19 protein-coding genes are annotated in these 18,602 nt (G+C 71.5%); 7 read left to right on the top strand and 12 right to left on the bottom strand.

Annotation, left to right across the window (positions count from 1 at the left end):
* Positions 1–25 precede the first annotated feature (25 nt).
* Complete coding sequence (locus ABH920_RS03275) at positions 26–1,228, top strand: acyl-CoA dehydrogenase family protein (RefSeq protein WP_370346731.1); 1,203 nt, start codon at positions 26–28, stop codon at positions 1,226–1,228.
* 11 nt (positions 1,229–1,239) lie between these two features.
* Here the strand turns inward: ABH920_RS03275 and ABH920_RS03280 are convergent, their stop codons facing one another.
* Complete coding sequence (locus tag ABH920_RS03280; protein ID WP_370346562.1) at positions 1,240–1,872, bottom strand: hypothetical protein; 633 nt, start codon at positions 1,870–1,872, stop codon at positions 1,240–1,242.
* Positions 1,873–2,086: 214 nt separating this feature from the next.
* Here ABH920_RS03280 and ABH920_RS03285 point away from each other — a divergent pair, with 214 nt between their 5' ends.
* On the top strand, positions 2,087–3,052 hold the full coding sequence (locus ABH920_RS03285) for a LysR family transcriptional regulator (RefSeq protein WP_370346565.1): 966 nt from the start codon (positions 2,087–2,089) through the stop codon (positions 3,050–3,052).
* Between the two features lie 60 nt (positions 3,053–3,112).
* On the opposite strand, the gene ABH920_RS03290 is transcribed toward ABH920_RS03285, so the two are convergent.
* Genes ABH920_RS03290 through ABH920_RS03300 form a run of 3 tightly spaced genes read right to left on the bottom strand, consistent with a single transcriptional unit; the run spans position 3,113 to position 7,238 of the window.
* A complete protein-coding gene (locus tag ABH920_RS03290; protein WP_370346568.1) occupies positions 3,113–4,651 on the bottom strand; it encodes a protein kinase in 1,539 nt (512 codons plus the stop codon).
* Positions 4,648–5,253 carry a hypothetical protein gene (locus tag ABH920_RS03295; RefSeq protein WP_370346570.1) on the bottom strand — a complete coding sequence of 202 codons (606 nt, stop codon included), beginning with the start codon at positions 5,251–5,253 and terminating at the stop codon, positions 4,648–4,650. Before ABH920_RS03295 ends, ABH920_RS03290 begins: the two co-directional genes overlap by 4 nt.
* Positions 5,254–5,312: 59 nt before the next feature.
* Positions 5,313–7,238 carry an N-6 DNA methylase gene (locus ABH920_RS03300; RefSeq protein WP_370346572.1) on the bottom strand — a complete coding sequence of 642 codons (1,926 nt, stop codon included), beginning with the start codon at positions 7,236–7,238 and terminating at the stop codon, positions 5,313–5,315.
* A 134-nt stretch (positions 7,239–7,372) separates the two neighbouring features.
* Here ABH920_RS03300 and ABH920_RS03305 point away from each other — a divergent pair, with 134 nt between their 5' ends.
* A complete protein-coding gene (locus tag ABH920_RS03305; RefSeq protein ID WP_370346574.1) occupies positions 7,373–7,972 on the top strand; it encodes a DUF4352 domain-containing protein in 600 nt (199 codons plus the stop codon).
* An 88-nt stretch (positions 7,973–8,060) separates the two neighbouring features.
* On the opposite strand, the gene ABH920_RS03310 is transcribed toward ABH920_RS03305, so the two are convergent.
* The gene (locus tag ABH920_RS03310) at positions 8,061–8,648 is read right to left on the bottom strand and encodes a suppressor of fused domain protein (protein ID WP_370346576.1); all 588 of its coding nucleotides are present in this window, start codon (positions 8,646–8,648) and stop codon (positions 8,061–8,063) included.
* A gap of 151 nt (positions 8,649–8,799) precedes the next feature.
* On the opposite strand from ABH920_RS03310, the gene ABH920_RS03315 reads away from it, so the two are divergent.
* Complete coding sequence (locus ABH920_RS03315) at positions 8,800–11,181, top strand: discoidin domain-containing protein (RefSeq protein ID WP_370346578.1); 2,382 nt, start codon at positions 8,800–8,802, stop codon at positions 11,179–11,181.
* 74 nt (positions 11,182–11,255) lie between these two features.
* Here ABH920_RS03315 and ABH920_RS03320 read toward each other — a convergent pair whose 3' ends face one another.
* Positions 11,256–12,110: a nuclear transport factor 2 family protein gene (locus ABH920_RS03320; RefSeq protein ID WP_370346581.1), complete on the bottom strand. Its 855-nt coding sequence runs from the start codon at positions 12,108–12,110 to the stop codon at positions 11,256–11,258.
* A gap of 99 nt (positions 12,111–12,209) precedes the next feature.
* Entirely contained in the window at positions 12,210–12,926 is a 717-nt protein-coding gene (locus tag ABH920_RS03325) for an ArsR/SmtB family transcription factor (protein ID WP_370346583.1), read from the bottom strand.
* 72 nt (positions 12,927–12,998) lie between these two features.
* On the opposite strand from ABH920_RS03325, the gene ABH920_RS03330 reads away from it, so the two are divergent.
* Positions 12,999–13,412: a GNAT family N-acetyltransferase gene (locus ABH920_RS03330; protein ID WP_370346585.1), complete on the top strand. Its 414-nt coding sequence runs from the start codon at positions 12,999–13,001 to the stop codon at positions 13,410–13,412.
* 118 nt (positions 13,413–13,530) lie between these two features.
* On the opposite strand, the gene ABH920_RS03335 is transcribed toward ABH920_RS03330, so the two are convergent.
* Complete coding sequence (locus ABH920_RS03335) at positions 13,531–14,031, bottom strand: hypothetical protein (protein ID WP_370346587.1); 501 nt, start codon at positions 14,029–14,031, stop codon at positions 13,531–13,533.
* 164 nt (positions 14,032–14,195) lie between these two features.
* Positions 14,196–15,158 carry a LysR family transcriptional regulator gene (locus ABH920_RS03340; RefSeq protein ID WP_370346589.1) on the bottom strand — a complete coding sequence of 321 codons (963 nt, stop codon included), beginning with the start codon at positions 15,156–15,158 and terminating at the stop codon, positions 14,196–14,198.
* A 132-nt stretch (positions 15,159–15,290) separates the two neighbouring features.
* On the opposite strand from ABH920_RS03340, the gene ABH920_RS03345 reads away from it, so the two are divergent.
* On the top strand, positions 15,291–16,220 hold the full coding sequence (locus tag ABH920_RS03345; RefSeq protein ID WP_370346591.1) for a zinc-binding dehydrogenase: 930 nt from the start codon (positions 15,291–15,293) through the stop codon (positions 16,218–16,220).
* A 32-nt stretch (positions 16,221–16,252) separates the two neighbouring features.
* On the top strand, positions 16,253–16,666 hold the full coding sequence (locus tag ABH920_RS03350; protein ID WP_370346593.1) for a nuclear transport factor 2 family protein: 414 nt from the start codon (positions 16,253–16,255) through the stop codon (positions 16,664–16,666).
* A gap of 28 nt (positions 16,667–16,694) precedes the next feature.
* Here ABH920_RS03350 and ABH920_RS03355 read toward each other — a convergent pair whose 3' ends face one another.
* From ABH920_RS03355 to ABH920_RS03365, 3 genes are all read right to left on the bottom strand, one after another.
* Positions 16,695–17,174: a VOC family protein gene (locus tag ABH920_RS03355; protein WP_370346595.1), complete on the bottom strand. Its 480-nt coding sequence runs from the start codon at positions 17,172–17,174 to the stop codon at positions 16,695–16,697.
* 59 nt (positions 17,175–17,233) lie between these two features.
* Positions 17,234–18,190, bottom strand: coding sequence for a helix-turn-helix domain-containing protein (locus ABH920_RS03360; protein WP_370346597.1), 957 nt, complete (start codon positions 18,188–18,190; stop codon positions 17,234–17,236).
* A gap of 73 nt (positions 18,191–18,263) precedes the next feature.
* A complete protein-coding gene (locus tag ABH920_RS03365) occupies positions 18,264–18,590 on the bottom strand; it encodes a hypothetical protein (RefSeq protein ID WP_370346599.1) in 327 nt (108 codons plus the stop codon).
* Positions 18,591–18,602: the final 12 nt, after the last annotated feature.

The raw sequence follows: 18,602 nt of genomic DNA on the forward strand, positions 1-18,602 counted from the left end.
GAGGAGAGAGTCGGTGTCAGCACTCATGAACCAGGTCTTCACCAACGACCGGCATGAGGCGGTGCGGGAGGAGGTCCGGGCTTTCGCCGAGCAGCACGTGCGGCCGCGGGTGGCGCAGATGGAGGACTCCCGCGAGGTCGACCACGAGCTCTCCGCGGCGATCGCCCGGCGCGGCTGGATCGGCGCGACCATCCCGGTCGAGTACGGCGGGATGGAACTCGGGCACCTCGGCAAGACCATCATCATCGAGGAGCTGTCCCGGGTCTCGGCGGCGATGGGCGCCATGGCGCAGGCCTCGCAGCTCGGTGTGGCCAAGATCCTGCACTTCGGCACCGAGGCGCAGCGCCGAAGATGGCTCCCGCCGATCGCCACCGGGAACTGCCTGCCCACCATCGCGGTGACCGAGCCGGAATCCGGCGGGCACGTGCTGGGCATGTCCGGCAACGCGGTGCGCGAGGGTGACCACTACGTCCTGAACGCCCGCAAGGTATTCGTGGGCAACTCGCACGTTGGGCACGTCCACGGCGTCGTGGTCCGCACCGGTCCCGGCTCCAAGGGCCTGAGCGCCTTCCTGGTCGAGTACGACCGCCCCGGCGTCCGCCTGGAACCGCTGGACCCGACCATGGGCCTGCACGGCTTCAGCTTCGGCGAGATCGTCATGGAGAACTGCCGAATACCGGTGGAGAACCGACTCGGACAGGAGGGCGAGGGGCTGGACGTGGCCTACTCGTCCAGCACGCTTTACGGGCGCCCGAACCTCACCGCGGTGGCCCTGGGCATCCACCAGGCGATCGTCGAGGACACGGTCGCCTACTGCCAGCAGCGCCGGCTCTACGACGCCCCGATCCACGAGATCTCCTCGATCAAGGTCCGGCTCGGCGACATGCAGTCCCGGCTGATGACGGCGCGTCTGGCCGCGTACCACGCCGTCTACCTGCTGGACCAGGGCCTGCCCTGCGACACGGAGCTGATGAACGCCAAGCTGGTCAACGTCGAGTTCGCCATCGACTCCGCACGCGCGGCGATGGACATCGTCGGCGCCCGCGGCCTGCAGACCCGGTACCGGATCGAGCGGTATCTGCGCGACGCCTATCACGTGCTCGCGCCCGCCGGCACGGCCGACATCCAGCGGCTGCGCCTGGCCGAGGCGGCGCTGAACGTCGACCGCGGGCAGTGGTCGGCGCGGTTCTCCAAGGAAGTGCGGGTCCGGGATTCCGGGCTGGTGTAACGGGATCCGGCTCAGGACTGGTGCTCGACCAGGTTCCGCAGATCCACCATGACCTTGCCCATGACCTCCGGGCCGGTGCCGAAGACCATCTGCTGGTGGTCCGGCTTGGGGTAGTACGTGACGGTGCCCATCGTGGTGGCCGTCATCCACATGCAGACGGTGCTCTCCGCGGCCAGGCCGCCGGACTGGACCGCGCTGGAGACGCAGCCGGCCTGGCCGCCGTGCGGTCCCGCGCCGATCATCACGTGGTTCTCCACGAGGTGGTCGCCCGTGCCGTCGGTGGTGTAGAGCGGGGCGACGTCGAAGACCGGCTTCATCTTGTCCGGTACGAAGCCGCTGCCGTTGTAGCCGGCGAAGATGACGTAGACGTCGTGGGTCGGGTCGTCGTAGACCGCTATGACCTGGGATCCGGTGACCCCGAGCGGGGCGGCGCCCTTGGCGAGTTCGGACTGGATCGTGCCGAGCGTGGCGGCCTGGGGCTGGATCTGGGCGAAGCCGAAGACGGACTTCGGCGCCGACAGCACCCATCCGCTGCCGCCCGGATCGGCGCCGCCCGGATTGACGCCGCCCGGATTGACGCCGCCGGCCGGGGCCGTTCCGGTCGCCGGCGGCCGGCCCGCAGTGCTCTGATCGCTGTTCCCCACCGCCGCGACGCTCTGGCTCGACACCGGAGCGGAGCCGGTCGTGCCGGTGGTCCCCGATGCACCGCCGCACCCCGCGAGCGCGACGGCACTTATGCCTATGATCCCGACGAACGGGATAAAATGTATCCGCGTCATGGCCGCCAGACTCGCACAGCGTCTCAGAAACCGGCCCCGAGATTTGCTAAGCGGCGCATGTAGCGGCGCTAATGGACGCATGGATCTGGACCCGCGGCGCCTGCTCCTGCTGCAGGCGATATCGGAGACGGACAGCCTCGCGCAGGCCGCCCGCCGGCTCGGGCACACGCCCTCGGCGGTGTCCCAGCAACTGGCGAAGCTGGAGCGCGAAGCCGGCCTGGCGCTGGTGGACCGGGGCGCGGGACGGCTGGAACTGACCGAGGCGGGCCGGATCCTGGCCCGCGCCGGGAGCCGGATCGGCGAATCGCTGGCCGACGCCGAGCGCGAGCTGACCACCCTGACCGGCACGGTCGCCGGGCCGGTCACGATGGCCGTCGCGCCGGGCGGGACGGTGCTGGTGGCCGCCGGCGCGGTGTCCGTCCTGGCCAGGCGCCACCCCGAGCTGCGGCCGACGATCGTCGAGGTCGAAGAAGCCGAGGGGCTGCGGATGCTGCGCGCCGGGAGCGTGGACGTCATGCTCGTCGCGGACGACCGGGACACCGCCTTCCCGCTGCCTCCCGGCTACGTGTCCCGGGTGCTCATCGAGGACGAGTACCGGATCGCCGTCCCGGTCTCCTGGGACCTCCCGGCCAGTCCCGCGGACCTGTCGGACAAGCCCTGGATCACCGCCCTGCCGGGCACGGCCCGCGGCCGGTGCTTCCGCCGCCTGGCCGAGCTCCACGGCATCGTGCCGTCCCGCGAGCACCTGGCCTTCACCCCGGCCGCCTTGGAGATCATGGCCGCCGCGGGCCTCGGCGCGGTCATCGCGCCCCGGTTCCACGCCGACTGGTTGCAGAACTGCACCGTGCTCGACCTGCCGGTGCCCGGCTCGCTCATCGCCCGCGCCATCCACCGGGCCACCCCGGGTGCCGAGGCGGTCGCCATCGCGGTCGCGGAGTGCTCGCTCATGCGCGCCGAGGAGCTGGTGGAGACGGGGATCCACAAGCGCGACATCATCATCCGGCGGTTGCACGATCCGGGGATGCCGTCGGCGTCGAGCCGGTGATCCCGCGCTGAGCCGGTAGCGCGGGGCCGAGCTGGTGACGCGGCACCGGACGGCAGCGCCTCACCGGCTCTGCGGCAGGCCGCCGATCTGCTGCACCACTCCCCGCATCGCGAGCGTGTCAGGATGCTGCGGACCCAGCATCCGCTCCTCGTCCTGCAGCACCCCGATCAGCACCGGCCACGCGTGCCGCGGCTGCCCGGTCGCGACCAGCAGCCGCCCGATCCGGTCGCGCATCGCCAGCGCCTTGCGGGCGTCGTGGTCCGGCAGCGCCGTGTACGCCGGCAGGATCGCCTGGTACTCGGCCAGCGCACCGGCCAGATCCCCGGTCTGCTCCCGGCATTGCGCGGCCTGGTACCGGAAGCCGAGTGCCTCCTCGCTGCCCGGTCCGTGATCGGCGGCGGCCGTGCGGGCTAGCCGGTCGAACTCGGTGAGCGCCGCGCCGGGTTGGCCGTCGAGCATCAGGATCTTGGCGTACTGCTTGCGCAGGGCGCGCACGACCGGGCCGTGCGGGTCGTGCTCGCGTTGTGCGAAGGCCAGCGCCGAGCCGAGGATCTGCACGGCCGGGGCGTAGCTGCCCTCGCCGACCAGCCGCTCCGCCTCGGCCAGCGCCGTCGCGAGGTCGACCTCCGGACCGCTGCGCTCGGCGGCCCGCGCCGCACGGTTCGCCGCGGGGCCCGGGCCCGGCGGCGGGGCCATCGGCGAGTGGAACGGCCGGAAGGGGTCGAAGGGGAGGTCGCCGTGATCGGCCGGTCCCTTCGGCAGCACCGCCGCGAGGCGGCCGTACACCTCGTGCGCCGACGCCGGCCGTGACTGCGCCTGCTTGGCCAACAGTTCCAGGATCAGCTGCTCCACCACCGGTGGGACGTCGGGACGCAGCGTACGGACCGGAGTCGGCGGTTCGGTCGCGTGCTTGGCGAACAGCGCATAGGGCGTCGGGGCCTCGAAGACCGGCCGGCCGGTGAGGACTTCGTGCAGCACGCAGCCCAGCGCGTACAGGTCGCTCGCCGGCCCGGCGACCCCGGAGGCCGCCTGCTCCGGCGCCATGTAGCCGGGGCTGCCGAGGGATTCGCCGGTCCGTGTCAGCTTGCTGAGATCCGGGTCGAAGACCGCGGCGATGCCCAGATCCAGCAGGACCGCGGTCCCGTCGGGGCGCAGCATCACGTTGCCCGGCTTCAGATCCCGGTGCACCACCGGGATCGCGTGCACCGCCGCCAGTACGGTGGCGATCTGCGCTCCCAGCGCCGCCGCCTGCGGCCACGGCACGTCCTCGCGCTCGGCGACGAAGTCGGCCAGGCTCATGCCGTCGATCCGCTGCATCACCAGGTACAGCTCGCCGCTGTCCGGATCGCCGTCGACCCCGGCGTCGTGGATGGCGACCACGCCCGGATGGTCGATCCGGGCCAGGGCCCGGCACTCCCGGGAGAAGCGCTTGGCGAGCACCGGCCGGTCCGGCCGGCGCGCGGCGCCGGCCGCGATCAGCTTGACCGCGACGTGCCGGTCCAGGCGCTCGTCGTAGGCCCGCCACACCTCGCCCATGCCGCCGCGGCCCAGCGGGACGTCCAGGCGGTAGCGGCCGGCGATCACCCGGCCCCGGGTCACCGGGCGTCCTCGCCGCCGAGGAGGCCTCGCAGTTCCCTGAGATCGGCCTGGATCTCCGCGGCCATATCCTGCGCGGCCCCGGATCCGGTCGGGGCGGCCAGGATCGCCGCCGTGGGCGTTGGAGCGACCGTCGCAGCGGGTGCCGGAGTGGGCGCCGGAGCCGACATGGGAGCAGGCGCTGGAAAGGGCATGGGAGCGATCGTCGGAGCGGCGCCGTACCAGGGCTGCGGCGGGACCGGCGGCGAGACCGGCCGCAGTGCCGGGAGGTCCGCGCCACAGCCTCGCCACGCGTAGACAGTCGCCGTGATCAGGTAGCCGAGGACGACAGTGTCGCCGATGAAGCTCTCCTCGACGTTGGCCTTCTTCGGAATCAGCTCAACGACCACGAATTCGGCGACCGTCGAGGCCGCCAGCGCCGCCACCCACCACCACGCCTCCCGAGTCCGCCGGCGGCGCGCGATGTGCACCGCCGGCGCCCACCCGGCGATCCCGACCGTCCAGAACGGGACCGCCGCCCACAGGATCCGGGCGGCCAGTCCCCGCGTCCGCGTGCCCCGGGAAGGCGGCGGAAACGGTGCCGAAGGCGGCAGGGGAGCGCTCATAATGCGCTCAGATTACTGAGGTTGGCAGCGCCGAACCAGCCGCGTGAACACCCCTCGGGTCAGGGCTGTCCCTCGCCGGCCGAAGGGACCACGGTGCCCTCGGCGAGCGCGTCGGTGATGCCCTGAACCAGCCGTTCCCCCGCCTCGGCGGCCTGCCGCAGGACGTCGCTGAACTCCGCGATCCGCCGGAACGCCTCGGCGTACCCGCGCTGCCGCTCCAACGGAAGCCGCGGCAGCGGCGCCTTGCGCAGGTCCATGCGGCTGCTGGTGGACGCGTGGCTCACCGCCTGCCGGGCCACGGCGTCGCTGCGCAGGTATCCCGCGACGAACCACGGGTCCAGGCGCGCCGGATCGGTTCGGACCACGGCCGTCCCGCGCCCCGGCAGCGTGCCGACGGCCGCGTCGCCCGCGCCGACCACCCGCGCCTGGCCGAGCGCCCCGCCCAGGACCGGCACCACGACGTCGCCGACCGCGATCTCGGTGTCGCCGCCGATGCTCAACGCCCCGGCCCGGGCCAGATCGCCGAGCGTGGTCAGCGGCCAGGTGGCGGCCGGCGCCGTTTCGGTGCCCAGCGGCGGCAGGAGGCCGGTCAGGCGCTCCAGCACGTCCTGTGCGGCTGTGCGGTACTCCAGGAGGCGGCCGTAGCCCAGACCGGTGTCGGGACGCGGCACGTGGCGTCCGGGGCTGAGGTCCACGGCGTCGTCGAGCAGATCGATGATCGGCAGCGCGACACTGAGCCCTGATTCACCCTCGAACGCGTCCGGGTCCCGGTCGAAAGCCCGCCAGGCGGCCAGAATCCGCTCGGCGGCCGCCACGGACGGCACCCGCTCCGAGCGCTCGGCGTCGCTCTGGTCGACGAACAGCACCCGGCTCGGCGAGGGATCCGCGAGAGTGGGGCGTCTCAGGACCCAGAGATGCAGCGAAAGCCCATACGGCGCCGCGCTTCCCGCCGGCAGCCCGACGACGGCGCGCAGCACCCCGCGCCGCAGCAGCTCCGCCCGGACCCGGCGGCCCGGCCGGCGCGCGGCCACCGCGGGCGGCAGCAGGACTGCGGCGGTCCCGCCGACCCGGAGCCGGGCCACCGTGTGCTGCACCCACGCGAGCTCGGCTTCGGCGCGCGGCGGCATGCCGAACTCCCAGCGCGGATCGTAGGCGAGCTCGTCATAGCCCCAGTCCCGTTGCGCGGAGGGCGGCTGGCACAACACCGCGTCGGCTTCGAGGCCGGGGTGGGCGTCGGCGAGCAGCGCGTCGCCGGGGGAGACCGCGACGACGCGGCGGCTGCCGGCGGCCGCGATCGCGAGCCGGGCCGCGGCCAGCGCGGCGAGGGCGGCGTCGTCGGTCTGGCCGATGATCGAGCTGGTGCTGGTGCTGGTGCTGGTGCTGGTGCTGGTGCCGGTGCCGGTGCCGGTGCCGGTGCCCGCGCCCGCAGACTCGGCCGCGAGCAGAAGCGTTCCGATGCCGCAGCAAGGGTCGTGGACGACGGTCCTGTCGGCGCCGTCCCGGGGCATCGCCACGGCGGCCATCAGACCGGCGAGGGCCGGCGTCGCCGAGCCGGTGTCGCGATCGCGGGCGTAGACGTCCAGATAGCGCCCCAGAAGGTCTTCGAAGACCGCGCCGGCGCTGGTCGTACCGGCGATCTCAGCGGCCTGATCCAGGAGCTCGGCATCGATGCCCGCCGCCTGCTTCCGGCTCGCCGCCAAAGCCGTGCCCAGCATCGCGAGCACCCCGGCGGTCCCGGCCTCGTTGCCGCCGCCGGCGCCGTCGACCGCGCGCCACAGGCGCTCGCCGGCCGGGATCTCGGCCAGCTTGCCCTCGGCCCGCAGCCACTGCTCGACCTCGGCCAGCGCGAACGTCGGGCTGGTGTCGCTGCCGCCGACCGGGGCGGGGAATCCGGAGTGCCGCCGCCGCCAGTTGCTCACGGCGGCGCGGCCGACGCCGGCGAGGCGGGCGATCTGGGCGGCGGTGACTTCGGTCTGCTCCGTCATGGTCGCAGCCTAACCGGCCGGTGTTCACAAAAGCCAGCCATCTGATCCAAGGAGTTGTCTGTTGACAGTGTTCACAGCAATGTGGTTCGCTCGCTCTGCACACGAACGAAGCCATCGAATTCAGGAGTACACAGATGAAGCGTGAACACCTCAGCCCGGCTCGCGGCGCGGTGCGGACCGGCCTCGGCGCGATCGCCCTGGCAGCGGCGCTGGCCATGGCGACGTCGGCGTGCCAGAGCTCTTCGAAGGCCTCGGTGGTGGGCCAGGACCAGACGACGTCGTCGGCCGCCGCGGTCGGGGCGCCCAAGACCGGCGGCGCGGCGGCGACGAGCTCCTCGGCCGCCGGCGGCACCTTCAAGGTCGGCCAGCAGGTGAAGGTCGGGGCGTTCACGGTGGTGGTCCACAAGGTCACCTACCCGTACACGAGTGACATGGACCAACCCGACGCGGGCAAGGCCTATGTCCTGCTCGACGTCGAAGTCACGAACACCAGCAGCGACTCGCAGGACTTGTCGAGCATGGTGCAGTTCGGCCTGGCGGACTCCAGCAACACCACTTATGACGAGACCTTCGTCGTGGGCGCCAACGGCAACCCCCCGGAGGGGAGCATCGCGGCCGGCAAGGCGCTGCGCGGCCCGGTGGCCTTCGAGGTCCCGTCCGGGGACAAGGGCCTGCAGTTCAGCTTCCGGCCCGGCCTCAGCAACGACAAGATCTACATAGACCTCGGCAAGTAGCCCGTCGGGCGAAGGCCTGCATCGCGACGGCCCCGACTCGGTCTCACCGAGTCGGGGCCGTCAGGGGTTCGGGGCGGTCCAGAGGCGTTCAGGCGCCCGCCGTGGACGGCGCTGTGAACACGTCCCGGGCGCCGATCAGATTGCCGGCGAAGGTCATCGGCGGCACGGTCGCGGCCGTGGCCCGCTCCTGCTCGGTGATCGGCACCACGGTTATCACCTGCACCTGGCCCTCGCAGGTGTCGAGCCAGTTGGGCGTGTCCTTCAACAGCGGCCCGGCCAGGAACACCGCGGCGCATCCCGGGAAGGTCGGGAAGTCGTGCTCGAAGCCGACGATCTGGGCCCAGGTCACCGACCGTCCGGTCTTCCACGGGTACACGGCCAGATTCGCCAGCTGCATCGCGATCTGCTGCTCGTCCTCCGGCGCCAGCGCCCCCGAGCGCGACAGCCACAACTCGGCCCGGCCGCCCTCCTGACCCTCCGGCGCGGGCATCGGCGCGGTGGCCATCCCGACCGTCACGAACGTGGTCAGACCTGCGGGTTCGGCGGGCCGGTAGATGAAGACGTCGAGCCGGGCGATCGGGCCCGGACCGTCTTCGAAGGTGATCGAGGCGGCCGCGTCCCCGCGGAGTTCCATCAGGGTTCTGTAAACGTCGCGCAGGACCGGGGGAGCAGACATGCAGCGAACCTACACCCGGGTCTTTCTTCGAACTCTTACTCATAAGTTATCGAGATATTGCAAGAGTCTCACTCTCTTGTAACTATGACCCGTACGAAAGTTGCACCTCCCTGTCGGAAGAGCGTCAAGCCAGTCCCGAGGAGATACGCACATGACGGTCACACGCCGAAGATTCCTCACCACCGCCGCGGCCGGCTCGGCCGCGGCCCTGTTCGCCGGACCGGAGCTGCTGGCCGCGCCGGCGGCGAGCGCGGCGAGCCCGGCCGGCGACGTCGTCGGCAAGATCACGGTGGGCTACCAGGGGTGGTTCGCCTGCGCCGGCGACGGGGCGCCGATCAACGGCTGGTGGCACTGGTCGCAGAACTGGGCGCAGACGCCGTCGCCGAGCAACAACGTCATCAAGGCGTGGCCGGACATGCGCGAGTACACGCACGCGTACCAGACCGCGTACTCGAACCTCGGCAACGGCCAGCCCGCGACCCTGTTCTCGTCGTACGACCAGCAGACCGTCGACACCCACTTCCTGTGGATGCAGCAGAACGGCTGCGACACCGCTGCCTTGCAGCGCTTCAACCCGAACAGCTCCGAGGGCCCGACCCGGGACGCGATGGCGACGAAGGTGCGCTCGTCGGCGGAGACCCACGGCCGCAAGTTCTACATCATGTACGATGTCACCGGCTGGACGAACATGCAGTCGGAGATCAAGGCCGACTGGACCAACAAAATGGCGGCGCTCACCGCCTCTTCGGCCTACGCGCGCCAGAGCGGCCAGCCGGTCGTGGGCATCTGGGGCTTCGGCTTCAACGACAACAACCACCCGTGGGACGCCCCGACCTGTCTGGACGTGGTCACCTGGTTCAAGAATCAGGGCTGTTACGTGATGGGCGGTGTGCCGCGCGAGTGGCGCACCGGCACCGGCGGCTCGCGCGCCGGCTACAGCGGCGTCTACCACGCCTTCAACATGCTCTCGCCGTGGATGGTCGGCGCGATCGGCACCGCGGCCGACTCCGACAACGCCTACACCACCTACACCGTGCCGGACCTGGCCGACTGCACCGCGAACAACGTCGACTACCAGCCGTGCGTCCTACCCGGCGACGTCTCCGGACGCCAGCGCGTGCACGGCGACTTCATGTGGCGGCAGTTCTACAACATGGCGCGCGCCGGAACGCAGAGCATTTACATCTCGATGTTCGACGAGTTCGGCGAGGGCAACCAGATCGCCAAGACCGCGGAGAACCAGTCGATGTCCCCGACCGGCTCCGGCCTGCTGGCCCTGGACGAGGACGGGACCGCCTGCTCGTCGGACTACTACCTGCGGCTCACCGCCGACGGCGGCCGGATGCTGAAGGGGCAGATAGCCGTGACCGCCACCCGGCCTACGCAGCCGGTGGTCAGCTCCGGCGGCGGATCCGGGAACCTGGCCCTGGGCAAGGCGACCTCGGCCAGCGGCACCTCGCAGAACTTCGTGCCGGCGAATGCCGTGGACGGGGATCCGAACACCTATTGGGAGAGCGTCAACAACGCGTTCCCGCAGTGGTTCCAGGTCGATCTGGGCTCGGCGGCGTCGGTCGGTTCGGTGGTGATGAAGCTGCCGGCCTCGTGGGGTGCCCGCACGCAGACCCTGACGCTGGCCGGCAGCACCGACGGCTCGACGTTCACCACGCTGGCCGGACCCGCCGGCTACACCTTCGATCCGTCCACGGGCAACACGGTCACGGTCAACGTCGGCACCGCCTCAGCCCGCTACCTGCGGGCCACGTTCACGGCGAACACCGGCTGGCCCGCCGGGCAGCTCTCGGAGTTCCAGGTCTTCGCGCCCACCGGCGGCGGCGACACCACACCGCCCACCGCCCCGACCAACCTCGCGGTCACCGGCCACAACTCGACCAGCGTGTCGCTGAGCTGGACCGCGTCCACCGACAACGTCGGGGTCACCGGCTACCAGGTGCGGGTGAACGGCACGACGTCGGTGACGACGACCGGTACGTCGACGACCGTCGGCGGGCTGTCCCCGTCCACGACGTACACGTTCACCGTCGTAGCCACGGATGCGGCCGGAAACCTTTCCCAGCCCTCGGCCTCGGTGTCGGCGACGACGGACGCGGCCTCGAACTCGAACCTGGCGCTCGGCAAGGCGACCTCCGAGAGCGGCCACACGCAGAGCTACGCGTCGTCGAACACCGTCGACGGCAACGCGAACACGTACTGGGAGAGCGTGGACAACGCCTTCCCGCAGTGGCTGATGGTCGATCTGGGAGCGGTGACGTCGGTGTCCCGGATCGTGCTGAAGCTGCCGCCGGCCACGGCGTGGGCCGCCCGGACCCAGACGCTGACGGTCACCGGCGGCGCGGACAGCAGCGCGTCGTCGACGCTGGTCGGCTCGGCGGGGTATCTCTTCGACCCGGCGACCGGCAACACGGTCACGATCACGTTCCCGGCGAGCAGCGTGCGCTATGTGCGGCTGACGTTCACCGCGAACACCGGGTGGCCGGCCGGTCAGATATCGGAGTTCGAGGTCTACGCGAGCTGAGGTGGTGCGCGGCGACGGGGCGGGGCAGGGAGTGCGTGACTTCCGGCCCCGCCGCTCTCGCTACTTCCCTCTTCCTACCAGCGGACCTGCATGGCGTTGCGCATCATCACCGACTGCGCGAAGTCCTGCACGGCTCGAGAGTTGGCGTCGGCCACCTTCTGCATGATCTGCTTCAGCTCGTCGGGCCGCGGGTTGATCAGCCCCCTGATGAGATGGCTTATTTGTCCCTGATTTGAAGTCGGCCCTTGCCGGAGCATCCAGACCTCGTAGTACGTGATGTCCAGCCTCCCGCCCTGGCCGCCGACGCTGGCAGTCGCCTCCACGCACAACGCCCCAGGCGCCTCGACGAACCGCGACACCGTCTTCAGCACCGACCCCAAGCCGCTGGCCCAGAAACGCTGGATCCCGCCGATCGAAGCGTCCCGGCCGTAGACCACGCTGCCCGCGTTGGAGAACCTCAGGTCCGGGGCGAACACGCCGGCCAGGCCGTTCGGATCCTGCGCGCTGGTCGCGGCCCAGTAGCGCCGGTACACGTCCTGTCCCGGCGTGGGGCCCGTGGGCTGGGGAAGCGGCGACAGGGAACGCGGTGCGATGCTTCCGGTCGCGTGGAAGCGGATCCGGCCGGCGTCGATCACGAAGACGTCGTAGCTGAAAACCTGCGCGTAGGCCGTCGACTGCACCGATTCCACGCAGAAGGCGTCGCCGAGATCGACGAAGCTCTCGACCCCGGACGTCGCGATCGGCCCGGCCACGGCGAACAGCTGCTCCAGCGTGCCGCCGATCTGTTCCACGCCGGTCAGCACCTGGCCGGTCGCCGTCGAGACCTGCACGGCGTCGGGGTGGAACATGTCCCGGATCGTCGCCGCGTCCCCGGCGGCCAGCGCCGCACACCACCGATGGTGGAACATCTGCGCAGGACTCAGCTGCATGACGCGATCCCTTCCGACCAGCGCGTACCTGTTCGATCAGGCTCGCACAGCCGCGCCCGGGAGAATGTGGGGATTTTCTACCTACCCTGTGTAGCGCTGCTAACGGATGGGCTCGTCCAGCGTCAGACCAAGGTGCGCGTGCAGCGCCCGCCTGCCGTCGGGGGTCACGGCGAGCGCGCGCGTCGTGCCCACCCGCCGCACCCAGCCGGCGGCGAGCATGTGGCTGCACAGAGCGCCGCCGACCGCGCCGGACAGATGCGTGCGCCGCTCGGTCCAGTCCAGGCACGCGCGCACCGACGGACGACGCGAGGCCGGCACTGCGATCCCGACCTCGGCGAGCCACGCTTTCCCCGCGTCGGTCAGCCCTGGTTCGGGATCCCAGTCGAGCAGCCCGCGCTCCACCAACGCGTCCTTCACCGCCAGCGCGACCGTTCCGGCGAGATGGTCGTAACACAGGCGCGCGGTGAGCAGCGCCTCCTGCCGGCTCGCGACCGTCAGCGACCGCGGCCGGACCGGCCGCCGCGGCGCCAACTCGGCCAAGCCCTCGATCAGCTCGAAGACGCGCCGGTCGGCCATCCGCAGGTAGCGGTGACGGCCGTGCCGCTCCTCGACCAGGAGTCCGCCGTCGACGAGCAGGTTCAGGTGCGACGTCGCGGTCGACTGCGTGACGCCGCCGTAGCGTGCGAGCTCGGTCGCGGTCCAGGCGCGGCCGTCGAGCAGCGCCAGGCAGAAGGCGGCGCGCGTCCCGTCGGCGAGCAGCCGCGCCACCGCCGCCAGGTCCACCCCGACGTCCCGGGCCGCGCGCTGGTCGTCCATGTCCCGATTGTCACCGATGGTGCTGACAACGCTTCGACGGTCGTCAAAGCGTTCCCGACCTACCGTGTCGGCATGATCCTCACCGACAGTCCCACCTCCGCCGACCTGGCGGCGATCTCCGACGCCCTGGACCGTTTCAACGTCGAAGCGACCGGCGTCGACGACCGCAGGCCGCTGGCCGTCCTGCTGCGCGATCCCGGGACCGGCGACGTGGTCGGCGGCCTGTCGGGGCGCACGTCGCTCGGGCTGTTCTTCGTGGATCTCTTCTTCGTGCCGAAGGACTTGCGCGGGAACGGCCTCGGCGCCGAGATCCTGCGCCGGGCCGAGGACGAGGCCCGGGCTCGCGGCTGCTGCGCCGCCGTGCTGTACACGATCAGCTTCCAGGCTCCGGAGTTCTACCGGAAGCAGGGCTGGACGGTGTTCGGCGAGGTGCCGTGCGATCCGCCGGGGACCAGCCGGGTCTTCATGACGAAGGAGCTCGGCTGACGGCGTTCTCCTGGCGCTTTCCTCGCGCTCGGCCCGCACAGGGATGGCCGGCCGCCGCGACGAGCGCGACGGCCGGCCATTGCCGTGACTATCGATTCACCGGCTCACGCCGGGTTTCTCACTGGTTCTGCTGGTCGGAGTAGTCCTGCTGCGACCCCTGCTGCTGCCCGGACATCTGCCGGCCGTCGTCCAGCTGCTGGTCCTGGTCGGGCTCCATGCCGCGCATGCCGCCCTGGCCCTGGTCGAACTGCTGGAAGTTCTGGCTGTTCTGGTCCTGGCCGCCCATGTCGCCCATGCCGCTCTGGTTCTGACCCATGCTGCTCTGGTTCTGACCCATGCCGCCCTGGCCCATGCCGCTCTGATCGAACTGCGGCGCCTGACCGGACATGTCGCCGCTCTGGTAGCCCTGGAAACCGGGCTGGTCCTGGGCGTCGAGGTGCTGCTGGTAGTCGCCGTTCTGCAGCTTCTGCGGGTCGATCCCCATCTGCTGCAGGGTGTCCGCGTGCTGCTGGGGGTCGATCTGACCGCCCATCTGCTGCAGCTGCTGAGCCGCCTGCTGGTGGTCGCCGCCGAGCTGTCCGACGAGGTTCGCGATCTGGTTCGGGTCGTAGTTGGGCATGATCATGCCTCCTTCCCGTCTGGGAGCCGAACGGCCCTTGAGCAGCGAAACACGCTGCGCGCCGGTCCGCACCCGGCGCCGCTGCGGGCGGTCCCCCGAATGGTCCCGCGCCGGGAGGCGCCATTTCCGCTGTTGCTGCCCTCTATGTGGGTGCCGGTGAACGCTTAGCCGTTGCTGTCTTCGACCTCTGAGACATCGCCGGCCGGCAGCCAGTCGCGCCCCGGCCGGTACTCCAGCCACCGGCTCCGGCCGCCGACGTCGGCGAACGCGCGCAGCAGCGGCTCGACGCCCGGATGCGGGTCCGCCGCCCGCCACACCAGCGACCACGCGTAGAGCGGAGTCGGCCCGACCAGCGGCACGGACCGGACCCGGGTGCGTTCCGGTAGCTCCAGATCCGCCGGCACCAGCGCGAACCGCGCCGGATCGGCCGCTACCTGCTCCAGGAAGTGGTCGATGCCGAGGTTCGCCGTGCCGGACTCGGAGCGGATGTCGAAGTGCTCTGCGAACCGTTGGTAGAAGTCCAGTCGTTCCAGTGCTGCCGGGCAAAACAGGATGCTGTCACGCAGCTCGTCCGGCCGGACCTCGGAACGGTCCGCGAGCCGATGGTCCACACCGACCACGACGTCCACCGGCTCCAACCGCACCAGGCGGTGCGTGTACCCGGCCTCCCGCGCCCCGCCGACCCCGTGCACCCGCCCGAATCCGACGTCGGTGGCGCTCCGTGCCAGGCCGTCCAGGACGCCGGGCAGGTCGCGCCCCGGCCCGGTCTCGACCGCGAGCACCGGCCCCACCTGGTCGATCACCGGCGCCAGCGTCCGCATCGGCGCGAACAGGTGGCCCCAGTAGTCGATCCGCAGCGGCCGGTCGACGTGCCGGGCCGCCGCCACCGCGCGGTCGCCGTGTGCCAGCGTCTGGCGCGCGGGCTCCAGGAAACGGCGCCCGGCCTCCGTCAGCTCGACCGCGTGCCCGCCGCGCAGGAACAGCTGCACTCCCAGCTCGCCTTCCAACCGGGCGATCCGCTTGGACAGCGCCTGCTGGCTCACCGCGAGTTGCTCGGCGGCCTGCCCGAAATGCAGCAGGTCGGCCGCCGCGACGAAGGCCCGCACCTGCGCCAGGTCAAGATCCATGCCTTCCACCTTGGCCTACCACCGGTGGTTGTCGAAACCGGCAGCCGGTTGTTGGACCGCCCTTTCGGGCCGGTGGTCTTCTTGATCTCGCAGCCGCCGAACGCGGTCGCCAGACGTCAGAAGGGAAACGCGATGAAGGCCATGACAGCCACCGGCCGGACCGGCCGGTCCGAGCCGTCCGTCGAACTCGCCGCGGTGGACCAGCCGCAGCCGCGTCCGAACGAGGCGCTGGTCAAGGTCGAGGCGTACTCCGTCAACCGCGGCGAGACCTTCCAACTGGAGGCGCCGCGCCCGGACTGGCGCCCCGGCAAGGACGTCGCGGGCCTCGTGGTCCAGGCCGCCGCCGACGGCTCCGGCCCGGCGGTCGGCACCCGCGTCGTCGGGCATCCGCCGCAGGGCGGCTGGGCCGAATACGTCGCGGTCCCGACCGATTCCCTGGCCGAACTGACCGACGAGGTGTCGGCGGTCACCGCCGCCGCGCTTCCGCTGGCCGGTCTCACCGCGCTGCGCCTGCTGCGCGTCACGGCGTCGGCCGGCGGTCGCAGGGTCCTGATCACGGGCGCGTCCGGCGGCGTCGGCCACTACTTCGTGGAGCTCGCCGCTGCGGCAGGTCTGGAGATCACCGCGGTCAGCTCTTCGCCCGAACGCGGTGCCCGGCTGCTGGAGCTCGGCGCGGTCCGGGTCGTGCGCACGATCGACGATGCCGAGGGGCCCTTCGACGTGGTGCTGGAGTCCACCGGCGGCCCGAACCTGCCGGTGGCGCTGGCGAAGGTGGCTCGGCGCGGAACGCTGATCTGGTTCGGCCAGGCCAGCCGGCAGCCCGTGACGCTCGACTTCTTCGACTTCTTCGCCGGTCCCGAATCGGCCGCCATCCGGCACTTCCACTACGCCGACTCGGACACGACCTACGGACAGGACCTGCGGACGTTGGTACGCCTCGTCGCCGCCGGCCGCCTGCACCCCGAGATCGGCCTGGTCGCCGACTGGAGCGGGACCGCCGACGTCCTGACCCGCTTGCGGGACCGGGGCGTGCGCGGCAATGCGGTTCTCACCATCGCCTGACAGTTCTCACCATCGCCTGAAGGAGAATCCTCATGAGCACCATTACCGACCCGAAGTCCGTCGTCGTCCGCTACGTGGAGGCCGTTCGCGACGGCGACGGCCCGACCATCGTCGACAGCTTCGCCGAGGACGCCACCTGGCTGTACCCGGGCAGCCTGCCGATCTCCGGCCTGTGGGAGGGCCGGGACGCGATCATCACCGACTTCCTCGGCGGTATGGGCCGCTACCTGGACACCTCGGCACCGGTGGTGATCGAGCTCGTCAACGCCTTCGCCGACGGCGAGCAGGTGCTGGCGGAGTGGACGTCGAAGGCGACCGCGGCCAGCGGCGCGGTGTACGACAACCGCTGCGCGGCGGTGTTCACGGTCCGGGACGGGAAGATCACGTCGGTGAAGGAGTACGCGGACACGCACCACGTCGCCGACGTGCTCTTCCCGTCGGTCTGAGGTCTGAGGTCTGAGGCCTGGCGCCTGACTACGCGCCCGCGCGCGGATGGCCGCGATACGTCCCGAACGACCAGCGGTTCCCCTCCGGGTCCCGGGCCCGGAAGTCGCGGGAGCCGTAGTCGGTCTCGTACAGCTCCTGCAGGATCTCGGCACCGGCGGCCTCGGCGCGGGCGAACACCTCGTCCGGGTGGTCGGTCACGACGTAGGCGCCGAACGTGCCGGGGGCCAGCGGCCAGGCGTCGCCGTCCGAGGCCCTGGCCGAGCCGAGCATCACGCCGCCGCCCTCGGGCCAGGCCAGCTCGGCGTGGTGGACCTGGTCGCCGTCCTGGTAGACGACGGTCGCCTCGAAGCCGAAGGCCTCGGTGAGGAAGCGGATCAGGGCGGGGGCGTCGGTCGCCCGGAGGGTGGGCCAGACCTGCGGCGGCGGTGTTGTCTCGGAGGCCGTGGTGGGCGTGGCCGCGGTGTTTGTGGTGTTCGTGGGCTGCGCGGTGGTGGATTCGGTGGTCATGGCGGTCGGCTCCTTTGCGGTCGTCCCCCGGGTCGTCGTTCGCGCCGGCGCCTCCAGGGTCACTCGCCGAGTGCGGCGCCCGATTGGATATTTCGGAACTCCTCGGCCAGCCAGCGGACCGGCGGGCATCCGGCCAGGGCGTTGAACTCGCGGTCCAGGTGGGCCTGGTCGTAGTAGCCGGACTCGACCGCGAGATCCGCCAGACCGAGGCCGCGTGCCGATCCCGATCCCAGGCCTGGTTTGGGACCGCGTCGGTGGTCGGCGTCCGGCCACACATCGATCGGCCCGCTGCGAGCCCGGTCCGTCAGCCGCCGCCGCACCCGGTCGAACCGGATCACCCGGGCCGCGGCCTTGGGCGTGAGCCCGAACTCGGCGGTGAAGCGTCCGGACAGGCGGCGCGCGCTCCAGCCCAGCTCCTCGGCCAGCTCGGCGATCGGCAGCGTGCCGCCCGAGCGGAGAAGCAGGCGCCACGCGTGCGTCAGCTCGGCGGGGATCGCCGTCTCCGCTCGCTCGGCGTTCTTCGCGGCCACCGCGCCGAGCCAGTCGTCCACCGCCGCGAACCGCGCCGGCCAATCCTCGGCAGCCCTGAGCCGGTCGTGGGCGTCCACGATGTCGTGCCCGAGCACGGCGTCCGCCGCCACGTCGATCTCGGCCAACTCCCCGGCCGGCATGCCCAACACCGTGCGCGCAGCCAACGGACTCAGCGCGATCTGCACACCGGACTGCCGTCCGCCGTGCGTGATCAGCGCGGGAGCCGTGTGCAACCCGCCGAGCAGCAGTCGGAAGTCGCCCGGCGCCTGCCCCGGATCCGGATGCGCGAGCACGGTCAGCGGATCGTCGATGGTGAGGATGAGGGTCATGAACGGCGACGGCAGCCCCCGGTGCCGCATCGGCGGAACCCCCGCCTGCCGATACCCCGAATACCAGCCGACCAAAGGGCGCACCGCGTCCCCGGGCGCCGCGCGCACCGATTCGTCGACGACACCCGCACCGCCGGCGGCGGTCTCCGGACCCACGCCACCATTCTGACCGGCCGGAACGCGATCGGCACCAGCGGCGCCCCGCCCGGCCCCGATCCCGACCCCGACCTCAGCCGCGGACCAGCGTCCCGGTCAGGGTCGAGGCGCTGTCGGCCTGGTCCACGGCGGGCACCACGACGGTGACGGTGGCCGACGACGCCGACGACGCCGTGATGACCTGCCGGACCGCCGCGAAGCGGGAGCAGTCCGCATCGCCGCTGAACGACCCTGATATCAGGGTGAGCCGACCGGAGGCGGCCGCGTCGAGATCGTCGGCGAAGGAACAGGTCTGGTCCGAGCTGAGCGAGCCCTCGGCGACAACGGCGCTGCCCGCCCGGGGCTGGTGGATGGTCAGGCGCAGGGTGACGGGCGCGGTCTGCTGCCCGGCGAAGGACACGATGCCGGACCA

This window comes from Catenulispora sp. EB89, assembly GCF_041261445.1.
GTDB lineage: Bacteria > Actinomycetota > Actinomycetes > Streptomycetales > Catenulisporaceae > Catenulispora.